At 64.7% G+C, this 17,150-nt stretch carries 20 protein-coding genes; 6 read left to right on the forward strand and 14 right to left on the reverse strand.

Features of this window, described 5'->3' with window-relative positions; genetic code table 11:
- From AC51GR_RS08100 to AC51GR_RS08125, 6 genes are all read right to left on the reverse strand, one after another.
- Positions 1-1,416, reverse strand: a 1,416-nt coding sequence (locus AC51GR_RS08100; protein ID WP_496324120.1) for an NAD(P)(+) transhydrogenase (Re/Si-specific) subunit beta, incomplete at its 3' end; no start/stop codon positions are given.
- Positions 1,413-1,736, reverse strand: a complete 324-nt coding sequence (locus tag AC51GR_RS08105; RefSeq protein WP_496324121.1) for an NAD(P) transhydrogenase subunit alpha part 2 — start codon at positions 1,734-1,736, stop codon at positions 1,413-1,415. The genes AC51GR_RS08105 and AC51GR_RS08100, both read right to left, overlap by 4 nt.
- Before the next feature lies 1 nt (position 1,737).
- On the reverse strand, positions 1,738-2,850 hold the full coding sequence (locus tag AC51GR_RS08110; RefSeq protein WP_496324122.1) for a Re/Si-specific NAD(P)(+) transhydrogenase subunit alpha: 1,113 nt from the start codon (positions 2,848-2,850) through the stop codon (positions 1,738-1,740).
- 255 nt (positions 2,851-3,105) lie between these two features.
- Positions 3,106-3,888, reverse strand: coding sequence for an anti-sigma factor (locus tag AC51GR_RS08115; RefSeq protein WP_496324123.1), 783 nt, complete (start codon positions 3,886-3,888; stop codon positions 3,106-3,108).
- Positions 3,881-4,462, reverse strand: a complete 582-nt coding sequence (sigK, locus tag AC51GR_RS08120; protein WP_496324612.1) for an ECF RNA polymerase sigma factor SigK — start codon at positions 4,460-4,462, stop codon at positions 3,881-3,883. Before sigK ends, AC51GR_RS08115 begins: the two co-directional genes overlap by 8 nt.
- A 26-nt stretch (positions 4,463-4,488) precedes the next feature.
- Entirely contained in the window at positions 4,489-6,021 is a 1,533-nt protein-coding gene (locus AC51GR_RS08125; RefSeq protein WP_496324124.1) for a molybdopterin-dependent oxidoreductase, read from the reverse strand.
- A 228-nt stretch (positions 6,022-6,249) separates the two neighbouring features.
- On the opposite strand from AC51GR_RS08125, the gene AC51GR_RS08130 reads away from it, so the two are divergent.
- On the forward strand, positions 6,250-6,933 hold the full coding sequence (locus AC51GR_RS08130; protein WP_496324125.1) for a fasciclin domain-containing protein: 684 nt from the start codon (positions 6,250-6,252) through the stop codon (positions 6,931-6,933).
- A gap of 282 nt (positions 6,934-7,215) precedes the next feature.
- Entirely contained in the window at positions 7,216-7,620 is a 405-nt protein-coding gene (locus AC51GR_RS08135; protein WP_496324126.1) for a GtrA family protein, read from the forward strand.
- A 9-nt stretch (positions 7,621-7,629) separates the two neighbouring features.
- Here AC51GR_RS08135 and AC51GR_RS08140 read toward each other — a convergent pair whose 3' ends face one another.
- Entirely contained in the window at positions 7,630-9,081 is a 1,452-nt protein-coding gene (locus tag AC51GR_RS08140; RefSeq protein ID WP_496324127.1) for an FAD-binding protein, read from the reverse strand.
- Positions 9,082-9,224: 143 nt separating this feature from the next.
- Positions 9,225-9,776, reverse strand: coding sequence for a helix-turn-helix domain-containing protein (locus tag AC51GR_RS08145; protein WP_496324128.1), 552 nt, complete (start codon positions 9,774-9,776; stop codon positions 9,225-9,227).
- Positions 9,777-9,894: 118 nt separating this feature from the next.
- On the opposite strand from AC51GR_RS08145, the gene AC51GR_RS08150 reads away from it, so the two are divergent.
- Positions 9,895-10,587, forward strand: a complete 693-nt coding sequence (locus AC51GR_RS08150) for an AzlC family ABC transporter permease (RefSeq protein ID WP_496324129.1) — start codon at positions 9,895-9,897, stop codon at positions 10,585-10,587.
- On the forward strand, positions 10,584-10,910 hold the full coding sequence (locus AC51GR_RS08155; protein WP_496324130.1) for an AzlD domain-containing protein: 327 nt from the start codon (positions 10,584-10,586) through the stop codon (positions 10,908-10,910). The genes AC51GR_RS08150 and AC51GR_RS08155 overlap by 4 nt, the downstream gene beginning before the upstream one ends.
- 7 nt (positions 10,911-10,917) lie before the next feature.
- Here AC51GR_RS08155 and AC51GR_RS08160 read toward each other — a convergent pair whose 3' ends face one another.
- Together AC51GR_RS08160 and AC51GR_RS08165 are read right to left on the reverse strand one after the other, a co-directional pair.
- A complete protein-coding gene (locus AC51GR_RS08160; RefSeq protein WP_496324131.1) occupies positions 10,918-11,286 on the reverse strand; it encodes a GNAT family N-acetyltransferase in 369 nt (122 codons plus the stop codon).
- Positions 11,287-11,323: 37 nt separating this feature from the next.
- A complete protein-coding gene (locus AC51GR_RS08165) occupies positions 11,324-12,298 on the reverse strand; it encodes a pirin family protein (RefSeq protein ID WP_496324132.1) in 975 nt (324 codons plus the stop codon).
- A gap of 221 nt (positions 12,299-12,519) precedes the next feature.
- On the opposite strand from AC51GR_RS08165, the gene aqpZ reads away from it, so the two are divergent.
- A complete protein-coding gene (aqpZ, locus tag AC51GR_RS08170) occupies positions 12,520-13,302 on the forward strand; it encodes an aquaporin Z (RefSeq protein WP_496324133.1) in 783 nt (260 codons plus the stop codon).
- Positions 13,303-13,337: 35 nt separating this feature from the next.
- Here the strand turns inward: aqpZ and AC51GR_RS08175 are convergent, their stop codons facing one another.
- The 4 genes from AC51GR_RS08175 to AC51GR_RS08190 all read right to left on the reverse strand — a co-directional run bounded on the left by AC51GR_RS08175 (position 13,338) and on the right by AC51GR_RS08190 (position 16,709).
- Positions 13,338-15,563 carry a heavy metal translocating P-type ATPase gene (locus AC51GR_RS08175; protein WP_496324134.1) on the reverse strand — a complete coding sequence of 742 codons (2,226 nt, stop codon included), beginning with the start codon at positions 15,561-15,563 and terminating at the stop codon, positions 13,338-13,340.
- A gap of 4 nt (positions 15,564-15,567) precedes the next feature.
- Positions 15,568-15,771, reverse strand: a complete 204-nt coding sequence (locus AC51GR_RS08180; RefSeq protein ID WP_496324135.1) for a heavy-metal-associated domain-containing protein — start codon at positions 15,769-15,771, stop codon at positions 15,568-15,570.
- Positions 15,772-15,785: 14 nt separating this feature from the next.
- Positions 15,786-15,908 carry a hypothetical protein gene (locus AC51GR_RS08185; protein ID WP_496324136.1) on the reverse strand — a complete coding sequence of 41 codons (123 nt, stop codon included), beginning with the start codon at positions 15,906-15,908 and terminating at the stop codon, positions 15,786-15,788.
- A gap of 96 nt (positions 15,909-16,004) precedes the next feature.
- A complete protein-coding gene (locus tag AC51GR_RS08190) occupies positions 16,005-16,709 on the reverse strand; it encodes a hypothetical protein (RefSeq protein WP_496324137.1) in 705 nt (234 codons plus the stop codon).
- A 46-nt stretch (positions 16,710-16,755) separates the two neighbouring features.
- Between AC51GR_RS08190 and AC51GR_RS08195 the strand changes: the two genes are divergently transcribed.
- Positions 16,756-17,148 (forward strand): VOC family protein, encoded by a 393-nt coding sequence (locus AC51GR_RS08195; RefSeq protein WP_496324138.1) that lies wholly within the window; start codon positions 16,756-16,758, stop codon positions 17,146-17,148.
- The last annotated feature ends 2 nt before the right edge of the window (positions 17,149-17,150 follow it).

Genomic DNA, 17,150 nt, shown 5'->3' on the forward strand with positions numbered 1-17,150 from the left:
CAGGCCGACCGACTTCTTGGCATCGCCGAAGAGCATCGAGGTACCCGGTGCGGTGAACAACGGGTTGTCGATACCGGCATACCCGGAGGCCATACCGCGTTTGAGGACGATCACCGAACGGGACTGATCGACGTTGAGGATCGGCATCCCGTGGATCGGGGACGACGGATCGTTACGCGCGGCGGGGTTGGTGACGTCGTTGGCGCCGATGACCAGGGTGACATCGGTACGGGCGAACTCGCCGTTGATGTCGTCCATTTCCTTCATCGCGTCGTACTCGACATCAGCCTCGGCCAGCAGCACATTCATGTGTCCGGGCATCCGGCCGGCGACCGGGTGAATGGCGTACTTCACCTCGACGCCCTTCTCCTCCAAGATGCTCGCCATGTCCTTGACCGCATGCTGCGCCTGCGCGACCGCCAACCCGTAACCGGGGACCACGATCACCTGCGAGGCATAGGCCATCTGAATCGCGGCATCAGCGGCACTGGTGGCCTTGACGGTGCCCTGCTCACCGGCCGGGCCGGCAGCCCCGGCCGCACCGCCACCACCGAACGATCCGAACACGATCGCCGGGATCGACCGGTTCATCGCGGTGGCCATCAGGTTGGTCAGGATCGAACCCGAGGCGCCGACGATCATGCCGGCCACGATCATCGCGGTGTTGTTGAGCGCCAAACCTGCTGCCGCAGCGGACAGGCCGGTCAACGCGTTGAGCAGTGAGATGACCACCGGCATATCCGCGCCACCGATCGGCAACACCACAAACAAGCCCATAATCCCGGCGGCGACGAGCACCAGCACGATCCACCACTGCGAGGAACCCTCACCCGGGCTGGCGTTGACACCGATGAACACACACGCCGCGATCGCCACCGCCAGCAGCACGATGTTCGCGATCTGGAACACCTTGGCGTTGCGGACGAATGCCTTCTCGACGTTCTTGTTCATCAGCTCTTGCAGCTTGAGGAACGCGATCAGCGAACCCCAGAACGAGACCGAACCGATGATCGCCGCGAACAGCGACCCGATCACGATGTGGATGGTCGGGGATTCACCGTGCTTGAACTCGGAAAACCCTGCGGTCTCGATGAACTCGGCCCACGCGATCAACGCGACCGTGCCGCCACCGACACCGTTGAACAACGCGACCAGCTGCGGCATCGCGGTCATCTTGGTGCGCTTGGCCGGCGGCACACCCAAGATCACACCGATCGCCAGACCGGCCACGATCAAAATCCAGTTGATCGCATAGGTGTCGCGGATCTCGATCAGCGTGGCGATCACCGCCAAACCCATACCGGCAGCAGCAATCCAGTTGCCGCGCACCGCGGTCTTGGGTCCGGTCAGACCCGACAAACCCAGAATGAACAGCGAGAACGCGACGATATAAAGAATGTTGACCAGGTTGTTCACTTGTCAGCTCCCTGCGATGCGGCCGGCGCCTTTTTGCCCTTGAACATTCCCAGCATCCGGTCGGTGACCAAGAACCCACCAACGACGTTGAGGGTGCCGAAGATCAACGCGACGAACGCGATGATCCGCACACCCCACGGGGCATCATCGGGCAAACGGCCCAACACGACCAACGCACCGAGCACCACCACACCGTGAATGGCGTTGGTACCCGACATCAACGGTGTGTGCAGGGTGTTGGGCACCTTGGAGATGACGGCGAAGCCAACAAATCCGGCCAGTACAAGAATCGCGATATTCGCGAGAAGACCCGAATACATATCAGGCACCTGCCTTCCCGGCTCCAGCCGAATTGGTTGTCACTGGTTCGCGGGTGACACAGGCCGCGGCGAGGATTTCATCATCGAAATCCGGGACGATCTTGCCGCCCTCATCGAGCATCAACTCGATCAACGCAAGAATGTTCTTCGAATACAGCTCCGAGGCATGCTCGGGCATACCCGCCGGAAGATTCAACGGCGAGCAGATCATCACGTCATGACGGATGACTTCCTGGCCCGGCTCGGTCAACTCACAGTTACCACCGGTCTCACCGGCCAGATCGACCACCACACTGCCGGGCTTCATGCCCTGCACCGCCGCCGCGGTCACCAGACGCGGCGCCGGGCGACCCGGCACCAACGCGGTCGTGATGACCACGTCAAAACCCTTGATCGCGTTTTCCAGAGCCTGCTGTTGTTGTGCGCGTTCGTCTTCGGTCAACTCGCGGGCGTATCCACCCTCACCGGCGGCGTCGATCCCCAGATCGAGCCACTGCCCGCCGACGGACTTGACCTGCTCGGCCACCTCCGGACGCACGTCGTAACCGGTGGTCCGCGCACCCAGACGCTTGGCCGTGGCCAGCGCCTGCAGCCCGGCCACACCCACACCGAGCACCAAGACCGTGGCCGGCTTCACCGTCCCGGCAGCAGTGGTCAACATCGGGAAAAACCGGGTCGAGCGTTCAGCCGCCAAGATCACCGCCTTATAGCCGGCGACGTTGGCCTGCGAGGACAACGCATCCATCGACTGAGCCCGCGAGATACGTGGAATCGCCTCGACAGCGAAGGCCTGCACACCCGCCGACTTCAAAGCGCCGATCTGATTCTGCGCATCACGCGGATTCAGAAAACCGATCAACGACGAACCCGACGACAACTTCCCGATCTCGGCATCGGTGGGCGGGGCAACCTTCACAACCACCTCAGCCGACCACGGATCGCCGATCGACGCACCGGCCTCGACATACAACTCATCAGGAATCAACGCACCCAAACCCGCGCCCGACTCCACGATCACCGGCACACCCTTGTTCACCAAAGCGGCCGCGACCTTCGGAACCAGCGCGACTCGGCGTTCCCCCGCCGCCGTTTCGCGCACAACACCCACACTCATTTCAAGCTCCCTTGTCATGGGGTTGGGCGGTTCGTCGGTGAACCTCGGTCCGACGCCTGCCCACAAATGGCCGATGTGGCGCACGACTCACGTGCGCCACATCACTGCGTTGGAACATAGCATGCTCAAAAGGACAGGGGTGGTATGCAACTGAACACAGTTCAAGAACTGGACTCGTACCCGCCAAAAGCTTTTGAACAGCGAGTTATCCGCAATTAACCGATCTGCGGTGTGGCATGCCGTCGCGCGGCGTGATCAGAATGTGACAGCGACGACCGGAGCGCCCGTCGGCTGCGCAGACCCGCCCTCGGGTTCGACCGTGACACCGAATTCGTCCGAACCGGCGACACCGTCGACGGCGACGGCCTGACGACCCGGCGAACCCTGCATCAGCCCGACCGACAACGGCTCGTGGTCCTCACCCATCAGCCACATCTGATACGTCTGGCCTGCTGGAACCGGGGGCAACCCGTCGGCCAGGACGACCGCCTTGTTCTCGTCGCGTGAAGCCACGACGGTGACACTGGCACCGTCGCCGACGGCGGCCTGCTGCAGCTTCAGATCCGGCGCCGAGAGCACCTGACTGATCTGCCTGTCCAGGTCATCCTGCGCGACCGGACCGGTGTTGTCCGGCGCGGTGACCCGACCCACCAGTACGCCACCGACGATCAGGATCAGCGCGGCCGCAACCGCTCCGACGGCGATGCTCGCCCGACGACGACGCGATGTGAAATCAACCACATTCGACGCCGACGGAGTGGCAACCTCGGACTGTGGCCGCTCCGGTTCGGATGTGGCAGGCGGCGCGGGTAACTCGGCCAGCAACAGTCCACGGATCTGTGGCGGCGGCGCGGTGGCGTACTCGGCCGACAGCGAGGCGAGGGCTTCGCGGGTACGGCTGATCTCGCTGCGGTACCGCTGTCGCTCGGCGAGCGGCGCCTGTCCGATCTCACGCTCGACCCGGTCAACCTCTTCGGCCTCCAGCGCTCCCACGGCAAACAGTTCGATGTGCTCGTCGAGCCAACTGTGCTCAGCCATGCGGACTCGCCTCCAGACACTGCTTCAGTCGACGGAGGCCGTCGCGGATACGGGACTTGACAGTCGGGAGAGCTGCGTCGAGGCGCTCTGCCACCTGCCGATATGTCAGGCCCCCATAGTAGGAGAGCTCAATGCTCTGGCGTTGCGTCGAGGTCAGGCTGCCCAGGCAGAACACGACGTCGTCACGTTCCTCCCGGGACACGACGGAGTCGGCCACGCTGTCACTGGGCAGTTCCAGGTTCGACACCGAGTAGTCGGTGGATCGCCTGCTGGCTGCTTCCTCGCTGCGAACCCGGTCGACTGCCCGCCGGTGCGCGATGGTCATCATCCAGCTCAGCGCAGATCCGGCACCGGGATCGAAGCCCTCGGCCTTCTGCCACACCTGCAGGTACACCTCCTGCAGGGTTTCTTCGGCATAACCACGATCTCGTAGAACTCGAAGGATCAACCCGAACACCCGGGCGCTCGTCGCGTCGTACAGGTCGGCAAAAGCCGCTCGATCGTGGCCGGCCGTCCGGATCAACAGATCGGCGAGGTCCACCCGCGCTTCGGGAATTCGGTCGGTCACATCCATGACACTAGCGATAGTCATCAAAACACCTACTCAATCCGCAGCACTCGGTTGTGCCAACCGGTGGCACCGTCAGGAATCGGCGCGACCCGTTCCTCGGGTTGGACCTGTCCGTCCTTGTCTGTCGCGCGGCAGTAGACGGTGTGTTGTCCCGCGGTGGCCGGCCAGGTCCAATACCACTGCCGCCAGGTGTCGTCGGAATACTCCGTCGCCAGCGATGCGGTGTTCCACGGACCGTCATCGACCCGGACCTCGACCTTGGCGACCCCGCGATGCTGTGCCCACGCGGTGCCGGCGATCACCACGTCACCCACCGGATGCCGTGACAATGCGGCGGGCCGGTCGATGCGTGAGGCGGTCTTGATCGGGCCCTCCGGCGCCCAGTCACGCTTGGTCCAGTACGCCTGCGCCTTGTCGAAGCGGGTGACCTCCCAATCGACGACCCACTTGCACGCCGAGACATAGCCATACAGTCCGGGCACCACCTGACGGACCGGAAATCCGTGTTCGAGCGGCAACGGCTCGCCGTTCATCCCGATCGCCAACATCGCGTCGCGGCCGTCCATCACCGCATCGAGGGGTGTGCCCGACGTCCATCCGTCGACACTCGTCGAGAACAGCATGTCTGCGTCGTCGCGCACACCCGCCCGCTCCAGAATCGCCTTCATCGGATACCCCACCCAGGAGGCCGTACCGGCCAGCTCGCCACCGACCTCGTTGGAGACGCATGTCAGTGTCACGATCCGTTCGGTCGACTGCATGTCCATCAGGTCGTCCCAGGTGAGGACGAACTCACGCTCGACCATCCCGTGCACCCGTAGCCGCCAATCCCCGGTGGTCAGCGCCGGCACCTGCAAGGCGGTGTCGATGCGGTAGAAGTCATCGTTGGCGGTGACGAACGGGGTCACACCCTCGACCGCGACGTCCGCACCTTCCGGAATCGGGGTGGCCACACTGGTCGGCCGCGGCAGCCGCACGCGTTTGCGATCGGCGACGACGTCACCCATCGTCGAGATCTGCCTGCCGACGAATGCACCGGCGCCGGAGATCACCACGATCAGACCCGCAGAGATCGCAAAACTTCTCCGCGACATACCATTCCGCGTCGCAGCGGGCTCGGCAGATGACCCGCCGACCAGAAAACCACGAAGGTATCGCAGCACCAATACACCGACCACGATCGCAACCAGGGAAGGTACAGCGTACCAACCGTCCGACGTGGGCCGATGCAGCGCCGCCACCACCCCGAAGATGCCGAACGCCGCGATCATCGCCGAACCGACAGGGACAGCGCGCCTTTCGGCGATCCCGGCCACCACGGACAGAAGCGCCACCGCAATCGCGATGCCCCACAACAACACCGGCTTGTCATTGGTCCCGAACGTCTCGATGGCGAACTCACGCATCGAGGCGGGGGCGCGATCGACGAGAAACGAACCCACCGCATAGAAAGGCGAGGCGTAGGACGAGACAAAGGCAGCTGTCAGCTCCCCGGCAGCAAGTCCGGCACCTGCCGCCACCAGGCCCGCGAGCCCGTGACGCGCCGTTGCTGCTATACGCAATTCCGCACCCTCTCAGGAGATTTCAAGGTTCTCATGTCGGGAGGTGATTCGTATCCACCGAGGTTTCGGATGGCCCAGGGCCCGATCACAAGATTCCTTCATCCGCACCCATCCGCCCCCGCAGCAGCTCCGAACCTGCCGTGACCGACAAATGATCGGCGCCACAGATGCTCCCCTGCGTCGCCGGCGTCGCATACATGACCGATGTAATGGATAAGGACAGCGAAGATGGCTCTCAAACGAATTCAGCGACTGGCAGTGACCGTGGCGAGCGTTGGCTTGGCAATCGGCCTCGTGGCAGGTTGTTCGGACGACAGTTCCGACTCCTCGTCGGACAGCACCACCGCCTCGGCGATGACCTCCGCACCGATGACCACGTCCGCAATGCCCAGCGAATCAGGCACCATGGCAGAAGCCGCCACACTGGTCGGCCCGGGCTGCGCAGCCTACGCCGAAGCCAACCCGACCGGCGCAGCCTCGGTTGACGGCATGGCCGCAGAACCGGTCGCCACCGCGGCCGCCAACAACCCGTTGCTCACCACCCTGACCGCCGCGGTCTCCGGCCAGCTCAACCCCGATGTCAACCTGGTGGACACCCTCAACGGGGGCGAGTTCACCGTCTTCGCACCCACCGACGACGCCTTCGCCAAGATCGATCCGGCGACCATCGAATCCCTGAAGACCGACAGCGAAACGCTGACCAAGATCCTGACCTACCACGTCGTGCCCGGACAGTTGTCGCCCGATGAGATCGTCGGCGAACACGAGACCGTCGAGGGCCAGGTGGTCACCGTGACCGGCCCGGTCGACACCCTCACAGTCCAGGACGCCTCCGTGATCTGTGGCGGTGTGGAAACCGCCAACGCAACCGTCTACCTCGTCGACACGGTGCTGATGCCGCCGGCCGCCTGACCTGCGACCAGCATCACCACGTGAGGTAGATCAAGACCTCGGGCCGGGGCGGCTATACCCCCGACCGGCCGCTCCGGCCCGGGCCTGACAACTCCATACAACAAATTTCCATGGTTCGCCCGACAACTTCGCCCGCCGATACCACGAATTCCGATGTCCTCCCATATCGTGTTCGTTGTGACGATAGGCCCGGTCCCTGGAGATCAGATCGAAACCGCTGCGGCGGAAACAGATCCTCCCCGGCGAGAAACTCTTGTCGAGTTCGTACGCAGGCCCCTGCCAATGCAGGTCCTGCGTTTTTCTGCGGTCGGGATCATGTGCACGACCGCGTACGCGCTGATGTACCTCACGCTGCACGGACTCGTCGGTGCACAGGCCGCGAACTTCATCGCCATGCTTGTCGCGGCCGTGCTCAACACCGCCGCCAATCGTGCTTTCACCTTCCGCCTACGGGGCTCATCGCACCTTCTCAGCCACCACATCCAGGGGGTGGCCGTCTTCGCCTTCGGCTGGGCGCTGACCGCGTTCTCACTGTTCGTCCTGCACGAGATCTCCGAGCACCCATCGAGCCGGCTCGAGCTGGTCATCCTGATGACCGTGAACCTGATCGCGACCGGTGTCCGGTTCGTCACTTTCCGGCAGATGTTCGCCCGGGCGCTGCGCAAACAGCTCGCCACCGCCTCCTGACGCCACCCGCTAGCGGGCTGCCGCGTGTCGGCCGGCCCGACGGCCGAAGAACGATCCCTCGCCGAGCTGCGTCCCGCTGGCGTAGCCCTTGCCGTCCTGAGCGAGGTTGGCGGCCCCGGCACCGGCCGCGTAGAGCCCCGGGATCACCGCACCCGACTCGTGGAGAACCTCCCCGTCGACCGAGGTGGCCAGCCCACCCATGGTGAATCCGGCGTACATCGCCTTGCCCAGTGACATGTCGAACGCCGCCCACGGACCTTGGTCCTGCGGCGCCAGCCACTCCGGACGCTTGCCGTAATCGGGATCCTCCCCGCGGGCGGCATGGTCGTTGTATCGGGCCATGGACGCCTGCAGGTTCCCTTCGGGTATCCCGAGCGCCGATTCCATCTCCGCGATGCTCTCCCACCCGTCGATGAACGGCACCAGCGGGAACTCGGGCCGTTCCATGTGTGCCTCGTCAACGATGAGATATGCCACCGCGTCCGGCTGCTCCATCACAAATGCCGAGGTCCGCGAGTGATAGGAGTCCTCGCACACGAACCGGTGACCGTCTTTGTTGACCGCGAGCCCGGTCAGCAGAATCGACGGCGGGTAGACCGGGGCGGTCACAAACGGCTGATCCATGTGCTTGAGTCCGCCGCCGACCGACGCCCCGAGCCGGATGCCCAACCCGTCGTCGTAGGTACTGCCCAGCGTGTAGGGCTTCTCGGACATCTGGGGGACGAACTCCGAGACCATCGACTCGTTCATCACAAACCCGCCCGCGGCGATGATCACGGCCTTGGCCTTGATGAACCCGGTGTCCTGCAGACGCTTCCATCGCACCCCGACGACCTGGCCGCTCTCGTCGACCACGAGGTTGCGTGCACCGGTCTCGTACCGGATTTCCGCACCGATCTCGGCCAACCGCTTCACCAGCAGGTCTGTGACCATGCCGGCCCCACCCAGGTCACCTTTGACCGGGACCTTGTGACCGCGCGGCGCCGGCACGGCCTGTTCACAGAAGGGCCAGACCTTCTCGTTGCCGGTGTACATCAGGCCCTGGGTGCCGGGCTGGATCACGGCCTTCTCCGGGTAGTAGCTGCGCTCGAACTCGAAGCCGAGTGACTCGAGCCAGTCGAAGTGCTCGACGCTCCCCTGGCAGTAGGCGCGGATCTTGTCCGGCTCGGGTTCACGTGAAACAGCGAGCAGGTACTTCTCCATCTCCTCGGCCGAATCCTCGTGCCCGGTCGCCTGCTGCACCGCGGTGCCGCCACCGAGATAGAAGTGCCCACCGGCCATCGCCGAGGTGCCGCCGGCGACTGCAGCCCGCTCCAGGACCAGCACCCGAGCCCCCGCGGTTGCCGCCTCGACCGCAGCACTGCCGCCGGAGATCCCGCATCCGACGACGAGCACGTCGACCTCATCGGACCACTCGTTGACCGTCGATACGGCAACCACCTCGGGCAATTCGGCCTTCATCAGCGCATCCTCACTCTTCCCGCGGGCGACGCCGAGCTGGGCACCCCGCGATTCGACCCTTCAGTCCCAACCAGAACTCACCGTGTTCAGCCAAATTAGAACTTGTTCTACTTTAGGTCAATCGCGCGGCCGGGGACACACCTTCAGGCGTGTTCGGAAATCAGCGCCGCGACCGTGTTCGGCTCCAGTGCCGAAAAGGTGTGCCGGACATCGCCCGGGTAGTTGATGTAGTCCCCCGGACCGAGTTCGACCGGCTCATCGATCAGGCCGGCCAGCGCGCGCCCGGAGACGAGCACCACGTGTTCGACGACGCCGGACATGTGGGGGTCGGAATCCCGGGGTTCTCCCGGCTGCGCGGTGACCAGGTAGAGATCCCGGCGGGCGTAGTTGGGACAGGCAGAGAGCAGCGTGGCCACATAATCCGAGCGCTCGGACGACAGGGCCGGGCCCTCACCGGAGCGGATCACCTGCACGCGCGGTGACGGTGGCTGCACCAACAGCGCGAACGGCACCTCGAGGGCAGTGCTCAATGCCCACAGCGTTTCCACACTGGGATTACCGTTACCCGCCTCGAGCTGCGACAACGTCGACTTCGCCACCCCGGCCCGGCGGGCGACCTCGGCCAGCGAGAGTCCCGTCCTTTTCCGTTCCCGCTGTAGCGCGGCCGCAATGGCCGCCAGGGGTGCACCGGTCATCTTCGGTCTCCTCGAACTGTTCTGCCGTGATCCGACTCCGTGCCGGCGGCTTCGTTCGCCTGACACTACCGGTCGTTCGGGTTGACGAACACCTTGAACAAAGTCCACCATAAAAGCCATGCGTTCGATATGGCGAACACTCGACCCGGCGGTGGCCCGCGACGTGACACTCGTCTGTGCCGCCATCGCACTGGTGGGGTTGTCCTGCGGCGCGATCACCGTCGGCAGTGGCTTCGAGATCTGGGTACCGCTGCTGATGTCGGTCGTGGTGTTCGCCGGTGCCGCACAGTTCGCCTTCGTGGCGATCATCGCGGCAGGCGGAAGCATTTTCGCCGGGGTGGCGGCCGGTCTGTTGACCAACGCGCGCCACATCCTGTTCGGGTTTTCCCTCGGAGACGTACTCGGCACGTCAATGGCCTCACGGCTGGTCGGCTCGCACCTCATGATCGACGAATCCGTGGCCTTCACCATCGCGCAACGTGATCCGGAGCGACGACGGGCGGTCTACTGGGCCTGCGGCACCGGCCTGTTCGTCTCCTGGAACATCGGCGCAGTCATCGGCGCGATCGGTGGCAGCATGATCAGCGATACCAACGCCTTCGGGCTCGATGCCGCGTTTCCCGCGGTGTTGCTGGCATTGATCTTGCCCAGCCTCCGGGACCGCGCCACCGGCAAGGCTGCCTGTGTGGGCGCCGTCATCGCGGTCGCCGCATCACCGTTCACCCCGGCCGGGATACCGATCCTGTTGGCGCTGAGCGCAGTTGTCCTGGCCGTCCCGGTCCGGCGGCCACAGCGGGCGGTGGCGAAATGAGCGTGAGCACACCGGCACTGCTGTTCGGGATCGCCGCACTGGCCGTGGGCACCTTCGCATTCCGGTTCGCCGGGCCCGTCCTGGCCGGGCGGTGGACGATACCCGAACGATTCGAACAGCTCACCACCGTCGGCACCGTGGTCCTGTTGGCCGCATTGGTCGCCACGGCCACCTTCATCGACGGCGGCGAGATCTCCAGTCCGGCAAGGATCATCGGGGTGGCCGTCGGTGGCGTGCTGGCCTGGCGGCGGGTTCCCTTTGTGGCCGTGGTGGTGGCCGCCGCCGGATCGACCGCGCTGCTGAGGTTGGCCGGATTGTCCTGAGCCCGGCTCAGGCACCCAGCCAATCCAAGATCTCCTTGGTGACCCTGTTCGTCGCATCCGAGTATTCGGGATGCTTCTTCAGGAATGCCGCCACCAGCGGGCACACACCGACGATCTTCTTGCCCTGCGCGCGGGCATCATCGAGGGCTTCCTTCACCAGGATGGTGGCCAGCCCGCGGCCACCAAAAGCCTCGGACACCTCCGTGTGATAGAAAACCCGTTGCGCCACACCGTCTTTGTCGGTCCGGTCCGCGTAGGCCGCCAGACCGGCGCGCTCACCGTCGACGGTGACGATGTACCGGCGTTCGACCGGGTCGTCGGTCACCGTCACCGGTGCGCCGGTCTTGTCCTGCAGGGTCCCGCTGTTGTTGGTCATGTCCGCTCAACACCCCTGTGCCACCCGGATATTCCGCTCATCGCGAGGGCTCCCGGCGTGGCCTGATCCTCGCGTTGGGCAGGGCAGGTGCCGGCAGGCGGGTGACCGGCCCCTCATATCCGGAAACCTCGCCGAAGCGGTCGGACTGCTGCTCCCACTGCTCGCGGTAGGTCACGATGTCCTCATGGCTGCGGCCGACGAAGTTCCACCACATCACGAGTTCTTCGGCAAACGGTGTGCCGCCGAGGAGTATCACCCGCGACGGCTGATCATCGGAACTCTGCAGTGTCAGATGGGTTCGGCCGGTTCCGACGTAGGCCATCTCCGTGCGCGCCACCTCCGCGCCGTCGACGCTGATCGTGCCCTGATCGACGAGCACCCCGTGCTCGAAATCCGGATCGACCGGAATCGTCAGCGTGGCTCCGGTATCCAGCTCGATCTGAGCGCCCAGCAGTGGACTGAAGGTCTTGACCGGTGAGGTGCTGCCCATCAACGTCCCGATGAACACGTTGATGCGACCGGCGTCGACATACATCGGCTCGGGCACGAAATGGTCGAATCGCCGCTCGGTGTCCCGCGCGTCGGCAGGCAGTGCCACCCACAGCTGGACACCATGCAGCTCGGTCGTCTCCGGCGTGGCCACCTCCGAATGACAGATCCCGTGACCTGCCGTCATCAGATTGACCTCACCGGGCCGGACCATCGCATGGACACCGAAACTGTCGCGGTGCTCGACCTCCCCGGTGAACAACCAGCTGACGGTCTGAAGGCCGGTGTGCGGATGCGGCGGCATGTTCATCCCGCCCGTCTCCCGCACGTCCGCCGGACCGTAGTGGTCGGCAAAACACCATGCACCGATGAGGGATCGCGCCCGTTGCGGGAGCGTCCGATGGACCGTCATCGCCCGAGGTCCACCGAGTGGCACCTCGCGTGAGGTCAGGATCTGCACAGCGCGATCGGATGACGGTTCTGGGTGACAGTTGATTTCAGGACCGTCGACGAGGTTGCTCATTGTCCGCTTCTTCCCATTTGCATCATGATCCCCGAGATCGGCCTTCTCCGGGTCGAAAAACGCATCGAATATTCAACACAGCAGATGTTTCATGCCACTGGGGTAATAATTGCCGATAGTAACGGCGATGTTCGCCCGTAAAGCCGATTGTGGACGCCGAGCCGTTGCACCCGGTGCGAGTCACCCCGAAGATCACCAACCATTTCTGGAGGTTTGATCCAATGGCCACTCCGACCACAGTTCAAAAACTTGCCGCCGAGGCGCTCGGCACTTTCTGGCTCGTGCTCGGCGGTTGTGGAACCGCGGTCTTCGCAGCCAAATCCATCGCCGAGGATGAGGACACCGGAACCATGTTCCAGGTCGGTGTCGGTTTTCTCGGTGTCTCGATCGCATTCGGTCTGACCGTCCTGACCGGCATCTACGCTCTCGGACACATCTCGGGTGGCCACTTCAATCCGGCGGTGACCATTGGTGCGGCCCTGGCCAAACGCTTCGAATGGAAAGACGTCCCGGGATACATCATCGTCCAGGTGATCGGAGGTATCGCCGCAGGTGCGATCATCCTGGCGATAGCCAGCGGACGAGATGGTTTTGAAGCCGAAGGGAATATGGCCGCCAACGGATTCGGGGATCATTCCCCGGCCGGTTACGCGCTATGGGCCGCATTGATCGCCGAGGTCGTGCTGACCGCGTTCTTTGTCATCGTCGTCCTGGGCGCCACCGACAAGCGGGCACCGGCGGGTTTGGCCGGCGTCGCGATCGGCCTGACCCTGACCCTGATCCACCTGATCAGCATCCCGATCACGAACACCTCGGTGAATCCGGCCCGATCCACCGGTGTGGCGTTCTTCAACGGGAACGGTGCGCCGGGTCAGTTGTGGCTGTTCTGGGTGGCACCGATCGTGGGCGCGATCATCGCGGGCGTTCTTTATCCGTTGGTCTTCGACAAGGGTGCAGAAGAACCGGAGCTGGACCAGATCCCAAATCCGGCTCAAGGACGCTGACATTCGCCAAGAGCCCCACCTGAAACCGACCGCGGCTACCGGAATCGGCGCAACCGCAGGCTGTTGCCCACCACGAACACCGACGACAGGGCCATCGCCGCACCCGCGATCATCGGACTCAGCAGCCCGAGCGCGGCGAGTGGAATCGCTGCGACGTTGTAGCCGAAGGCCCAGAAGAGGTTCCCCTTGATCGTGCGCAGTGTCGCCCGCGACAACCGGATCGCATCCGCGGCAGCCCTCAGGTCGCCGCGCACCAAAGTGATGTCACTGGCCTCTATCGCAGCATCGGTCCCGGTCCCCATTGCGAGCCCGAGATCCGACTGCGCAAGAGCCGCAGCATCATTGACGCCGTCGCCGACCATCGCAACGACCTTCCCCTGCGCCTGCAGGTCTTTGATTGCGTCGACCTTCGCCGCCGGCAGCACACCTGCGATGACGGCGTCGATGCCCACCTGCGCAGCAACGGTTTTCGCCACGGCCTCGTGATCGCCGGTGAGCAGGACCGGAGTCAGGCCGAGATCGACGAGTTCGGCAACCGCCTGTGCGGACGTCGGTTTGAGAACGTCGGAGACCACCAGCACACCGCGAACCCGGCCTTCCCATCCCACCGCGATCGCGGTGTGGCCGGAGCGGGCCGCCGCGTCGACGGCCGCCGTCAGCTCATCGGGGAGGTCGAGGCCTCGCTCGACCAGCCACTGCGGGCGCCCCACCGATACCGACACCTCGTCGACGACGCCGGTGACGCCGAGTCCCGCGCTGTTGGCGAAGTCCGACACCACGGCCAGGTCACCGACCCGTTCCTCGGCGCCGACGGCCACCGCTCTGGCGATCGGGTGCTCTGAGGCGTTCTCGACCGAGCCTGCCCGACGTGTCACCTGCCGGACGTCTTCGCCGTCGGCGGCCAGCACCTCGGTCAGCGTCATCTGGCCGGTGGTGACGGTGCCCGTCTTGTCGAGCACGATCGTGTCGACCCGCCTGGTCGATTCCAGGATCTGCGGGCCCTTGATCAGGATGCCCATCGAGGCACCACGTCCGGTGCCGACCATCAGTGCCGTCGGGGTCGCCAGTCCGAGCGCGCACGGGCAGGCGATGATGAGTACCGCGACCGCAGCGGTGAACGCATCGGTCGTGTCATAACCCAGACCGAGCCAGACGGCCAGGGTACCCAGGGCCAGGACGATGACGATCGGGACGAACACACCCGAGATCCGATCGGCCAGCCGCTGAACCTGCGCCTTTCCGGTTTGCGCCTGCTCCACCAGCCGTGCCATCTGCGCAAGTTGGGTGTCACTTCCAATTCGCTTGGCACGCACGATGATCCGGCCACCGGCGTTGACCGTTGCACCGACAACCGGGTCGCCGGGCTCGACTTCGACCGGCACCGATTCACCGGTGAGCATGGAGGCATCGACTGCGGACGAACCACTTTCGACCTCGCCGTCGGTGGCGATGCGTTCGCCCGGGCGCACCACGAACAGGTCCCCGACCCCGAGTTGCTCGATGGGGACCAGCTTCTCACGTCCCCCGACGAGGACGGTGACGCTTTTGGCGCCGAGTTCGAGCAGGCTCCGCAGCGCGCTGCCGGCCCGCCGCTTCGCGCGCATCTCGAAGTACCGCCCCGCCAGGATGAAGGTGGTCACACCGGCGGCGGCTTCCAGGTAGATGTTGGCCGTGCCGTCGGAGGAGGCCATGTCCATGCCCCCATGCGTGAGCGCGGGATCACCGGCGGCGCCGAAGAACAGCGCATACAGCGACCAGCCCAGGGCCGCCAGTGTCCCGACGGAGACGAGTGTGTCCATCGTGGCGGTGCCGTGGCGGGCGTTGATCGCGGCCGCTCGGTGGAATTGCCAGCCGCCCCAGACGACAACGGGCGCGGCCAATGTCAGCGACAGCCACATCCAGTTGTCGAATTGGAGTTGCGGAATCATCGCCATGGCGATGACCGGTATGGACAGGGCCGCACTGACCAGGGTCTTGTGCCGGAGCGTGTGCAGTTCCGGGTCTGATCTGTCGTCGTCGCCGCGGTCCACGCCGGCCGGTTCGGGCACCTTTGCGTGATAGCCGGCCGCTTCGACAGCGGCAATCAGTTCGGCGGTGTCCACCGACTCGGGGTAACTGACGCTTGCCTTCTCGGTGGCGTAGTTGACCGTGGCGGCCACACCCTCGAGTTTGTTGAGTTTGCGCTCGATCCGATTGGCGCACGACGCGCACGTCATGCCACCGATCTCGAGATCGATATGCGCGGGTGATGTGGTGGTCATGCGGTCAGCCCAGCCGGTATCCGGCTTCGACAACCGCCTCTTCGATCGCTTCGCGAGCTACCGGCGCTGCGGCATGCACATTCAATGCCCCCGTATCCAGATCGACCTCGACGCGGTCCACGCCGGGGATCTCGCCCACTTCTTCGGTGACCGATGCCACGCAGTGCTCGCAGGTCATCCCGATCACCTGGTAGGTCTCGACACTCATCTGGAGATTCCCTTCTACGAACGGACCAGCCGGGCGATTGCCTCGGTGGCCTCTTTGACTTTCGCCTGCCCCTGCTCGTCACTCTCACGGGCGGGATCGATGACGCAATGGGACATGTGGCCGGGCTCGTCGGTCATGGTTGCCCCCTGTCGCCTGACAACAGGAACCACTGTACCCCCCTAGGGTATTCCAGTCGACAAGCTCCACCCGGCCGAACAGGGGATCGCGGCCGGTCAGGTCTCGCGCTGCTGCTTGATGGACGTCGCCAACTCCGAGAGCAGATCGACCAGGTCGAGCAGCACCTCGTCAACCGAACGAACGCGGCCGACGGCGGGTCCGGCCATCCATTGCGCAGCCTCATCAGCAGGTTCACCGGAGTGACGTGAGCGGCGACCGGTACCGACGGGGACCTCGTCCGCCTCCGGAGCCGGGTCGGACGATTCGTGCCGGGGACTTTGCGCCTCGGTCTCGGGAAGTGGAAGTGCTGCCGGGGCGGCGGGCTCGGGTTCCGGCGCACTCGGGGACTCCGGAACGTCGGGCGTGGTCGCTGCCGCATCGTCAGCGGTCGCCACCGACCCGGATCGGTTCACCCCGTTCACACTCACGGTGGCGTCGGGCCGATAGTGCGAACCGAACCGCGGCGTCGATGTCGTCGGGATATACCGGTGGGGTCCGCCGTGGCCGGCGAAGAACACACATGCCAGATCCGTGCTGTCGAGGACCGGACAGGGTTCGAGTTCGGTCAATCGATGGGTGTCGTCGTCATCGGACCACTGCAGCCACAGCCGAAAGCCGTCGCGGGGTCCGGCGCCCGCATCCGAGGCGTGGATTCCGGGATGACCCGAACCCAGACGGCACCGCTGGACCCATCCGTTGTCCGGGGCGTCCCCGAAGGCGCCGTGCGTGTCGGCGGCAGCAATTACCGTTGACCAACACACGTCAAATTCCTCCGCCACATGTCCATCTTGTCCTCAAGTGGTAGTGGTGGCGAGTTCGACACACGAGTTGGGAGTACTGATGATCGGTTTCGTGAAAGCAATTGCACTTGACGGTCCGAATCCGGTGGAACTGGCCGGTTTCTACCAGCAAGTGCTCGGCGGAGACCTCGACACCAGCGATCCGGAATGGGTCGAATTGGACTGTGGTCTCGGCAAGGCGAAGCTCACATTTCAACAGTCGACGAGCTACGTGCCGCCGAGGTTTCCCGATCCGAACGGGAGTCAGCAGATCCACCTGGACGTCCAGGTCTCCGACTTCGACACCGCCGAACCCAAGGTCCTCGAGGCCGGGGCCACCAAGGTCGAGGGGCAGGAACACGACGACTTCCGGGTCTATCTGGACCCCGTCGGCCACCCGTTCTGCCTGGTACTGAGCTGACC

It is taken from the genome of Williamsia sp. z71 (assembly GCF_059553375.1).

What these genes read in the sequence shown, in the direction of transcription:
- sigK (WP_496324612.1), bottom strand. Translation starts at nt 4,462, where the DNA reads ATGGATGTGACCGACCGAATTCCCGAAGCGCGGGTGGACCTCGCCGAT.
- aqpZ (WP_496324133.1), top strand. Translation starts at nt 12,520, where the DNA reads ATGGCCACTCCGACCACAGTTCAAAAACTTGCCGCCGAGGCGCTCGGC.
- AC51GR_RS08115 (WP_496324123.1), bottom strand. Translation starts at nt 3,888, where the DNA reads ATGGCTGAGCACAGTTGGCTCGACGAGCACATCGAACTGTTTGCCGTG.
- AC51GR_RS08155 (WP_496324130.1), top strand. Translation starts at nt 10,584, where the DNA reads ATGAGCGTGAGCACACCGGCACTGCTGTTCGGGATCGCCGCACTGGCC.
- AC51GR_RS08150 (WP_496324129.1), top strand. Translation starts at nt 9,895, where the DNA reads ATGCGTTCGATATGGCGAACACTCGACCCGGCGGTGGCCCGCGACGTG.
- AC51GR_RS08175 (WP_496324134.1), bottom strand. Translation starts at nt 15,563, where the DNA reads ATGACCACCACATCACCCGCGCATATCGATCTCGAGATCGGTGGCATG.
- AC51GR_RS08160 (WP_496324131.1), bottom strand. Translation starts at nt 11,286, where the DNA reads ATGACCAACAACAGCGGGACCCTGCAGGACAAGACCGGCGCACCGGTG.
- AC51GR_RS08165 (WP_496324132.1), bottom strand. Translation starts at nt 12,298, where the DNA reads ATGAGCAACCTCGTCGACGGTCCTGAAATCAACTGTCACCCAGAACCG.
- AC51GR_RS08185 (WP_496324136.1), bottom strand. Translation starts at nt 15,908, where the DNA reads ATGACCGACGAGCCCGGCCACATGTCCCATTGCGTCATCGATCCCGCC.
- AC51GR_RS08140 (WP_496324127.1), bottom strand. Translation starts at nt 9,081, where the DNA reads ATGAAGGCCGAATTGCCCGAGGTGGTTGCCGTATCGACGGTCAACGAG.
- AC51GR_RS08135 (WP_496324126.1), top strand. Translation starts at nt 7,216, where the DNA reads ATGCAGGTCCTGCGTTTTTCTGCGGTCGGGATCATGTGCACGACCGCG.
- AC51GR_RS08110 (WP_496324122.1), bottom strand. Translation starts at nt 2,850, where the DNA reads ATGAGTGTGGGTGTTGTGCGCGAAACGGCGGCGGGGGAACGCCGAGTC.
- AC51GR_RS08145 (WP_496324128.1), bottom strand. Translation starts at nt 9,776, where the DNA reads ATGACCGGTGCACCCCTGGCGGCCATTGCGGCCGCGCTACAGCGGGAA.
- AC51GR_RS08130 (WP_496324125.1), top strand. Translation starts at nt 6,250, where the DNA reads ATGGCTCTCAAACGAATTCAGCGACTGGCAGTGACCGTGGCGAGCGTT.
- AC51GR_RS08180 (WP_496324135.1), bottom strand. Translation starts at nt 15,771, where the DNA reads ATGAGTGTCGAGACCTACCAGGTGATCGGGATGACCTGCGAGCACTGC.
- AC51GR_RS08105 (WP_496324121.1), bottom strand. Translation starts at nt 1,736, where the DNA reads ATGTATTCGGGTCTTCTCGCGAATATCGCGATTCTTGTACTGGCCGGA.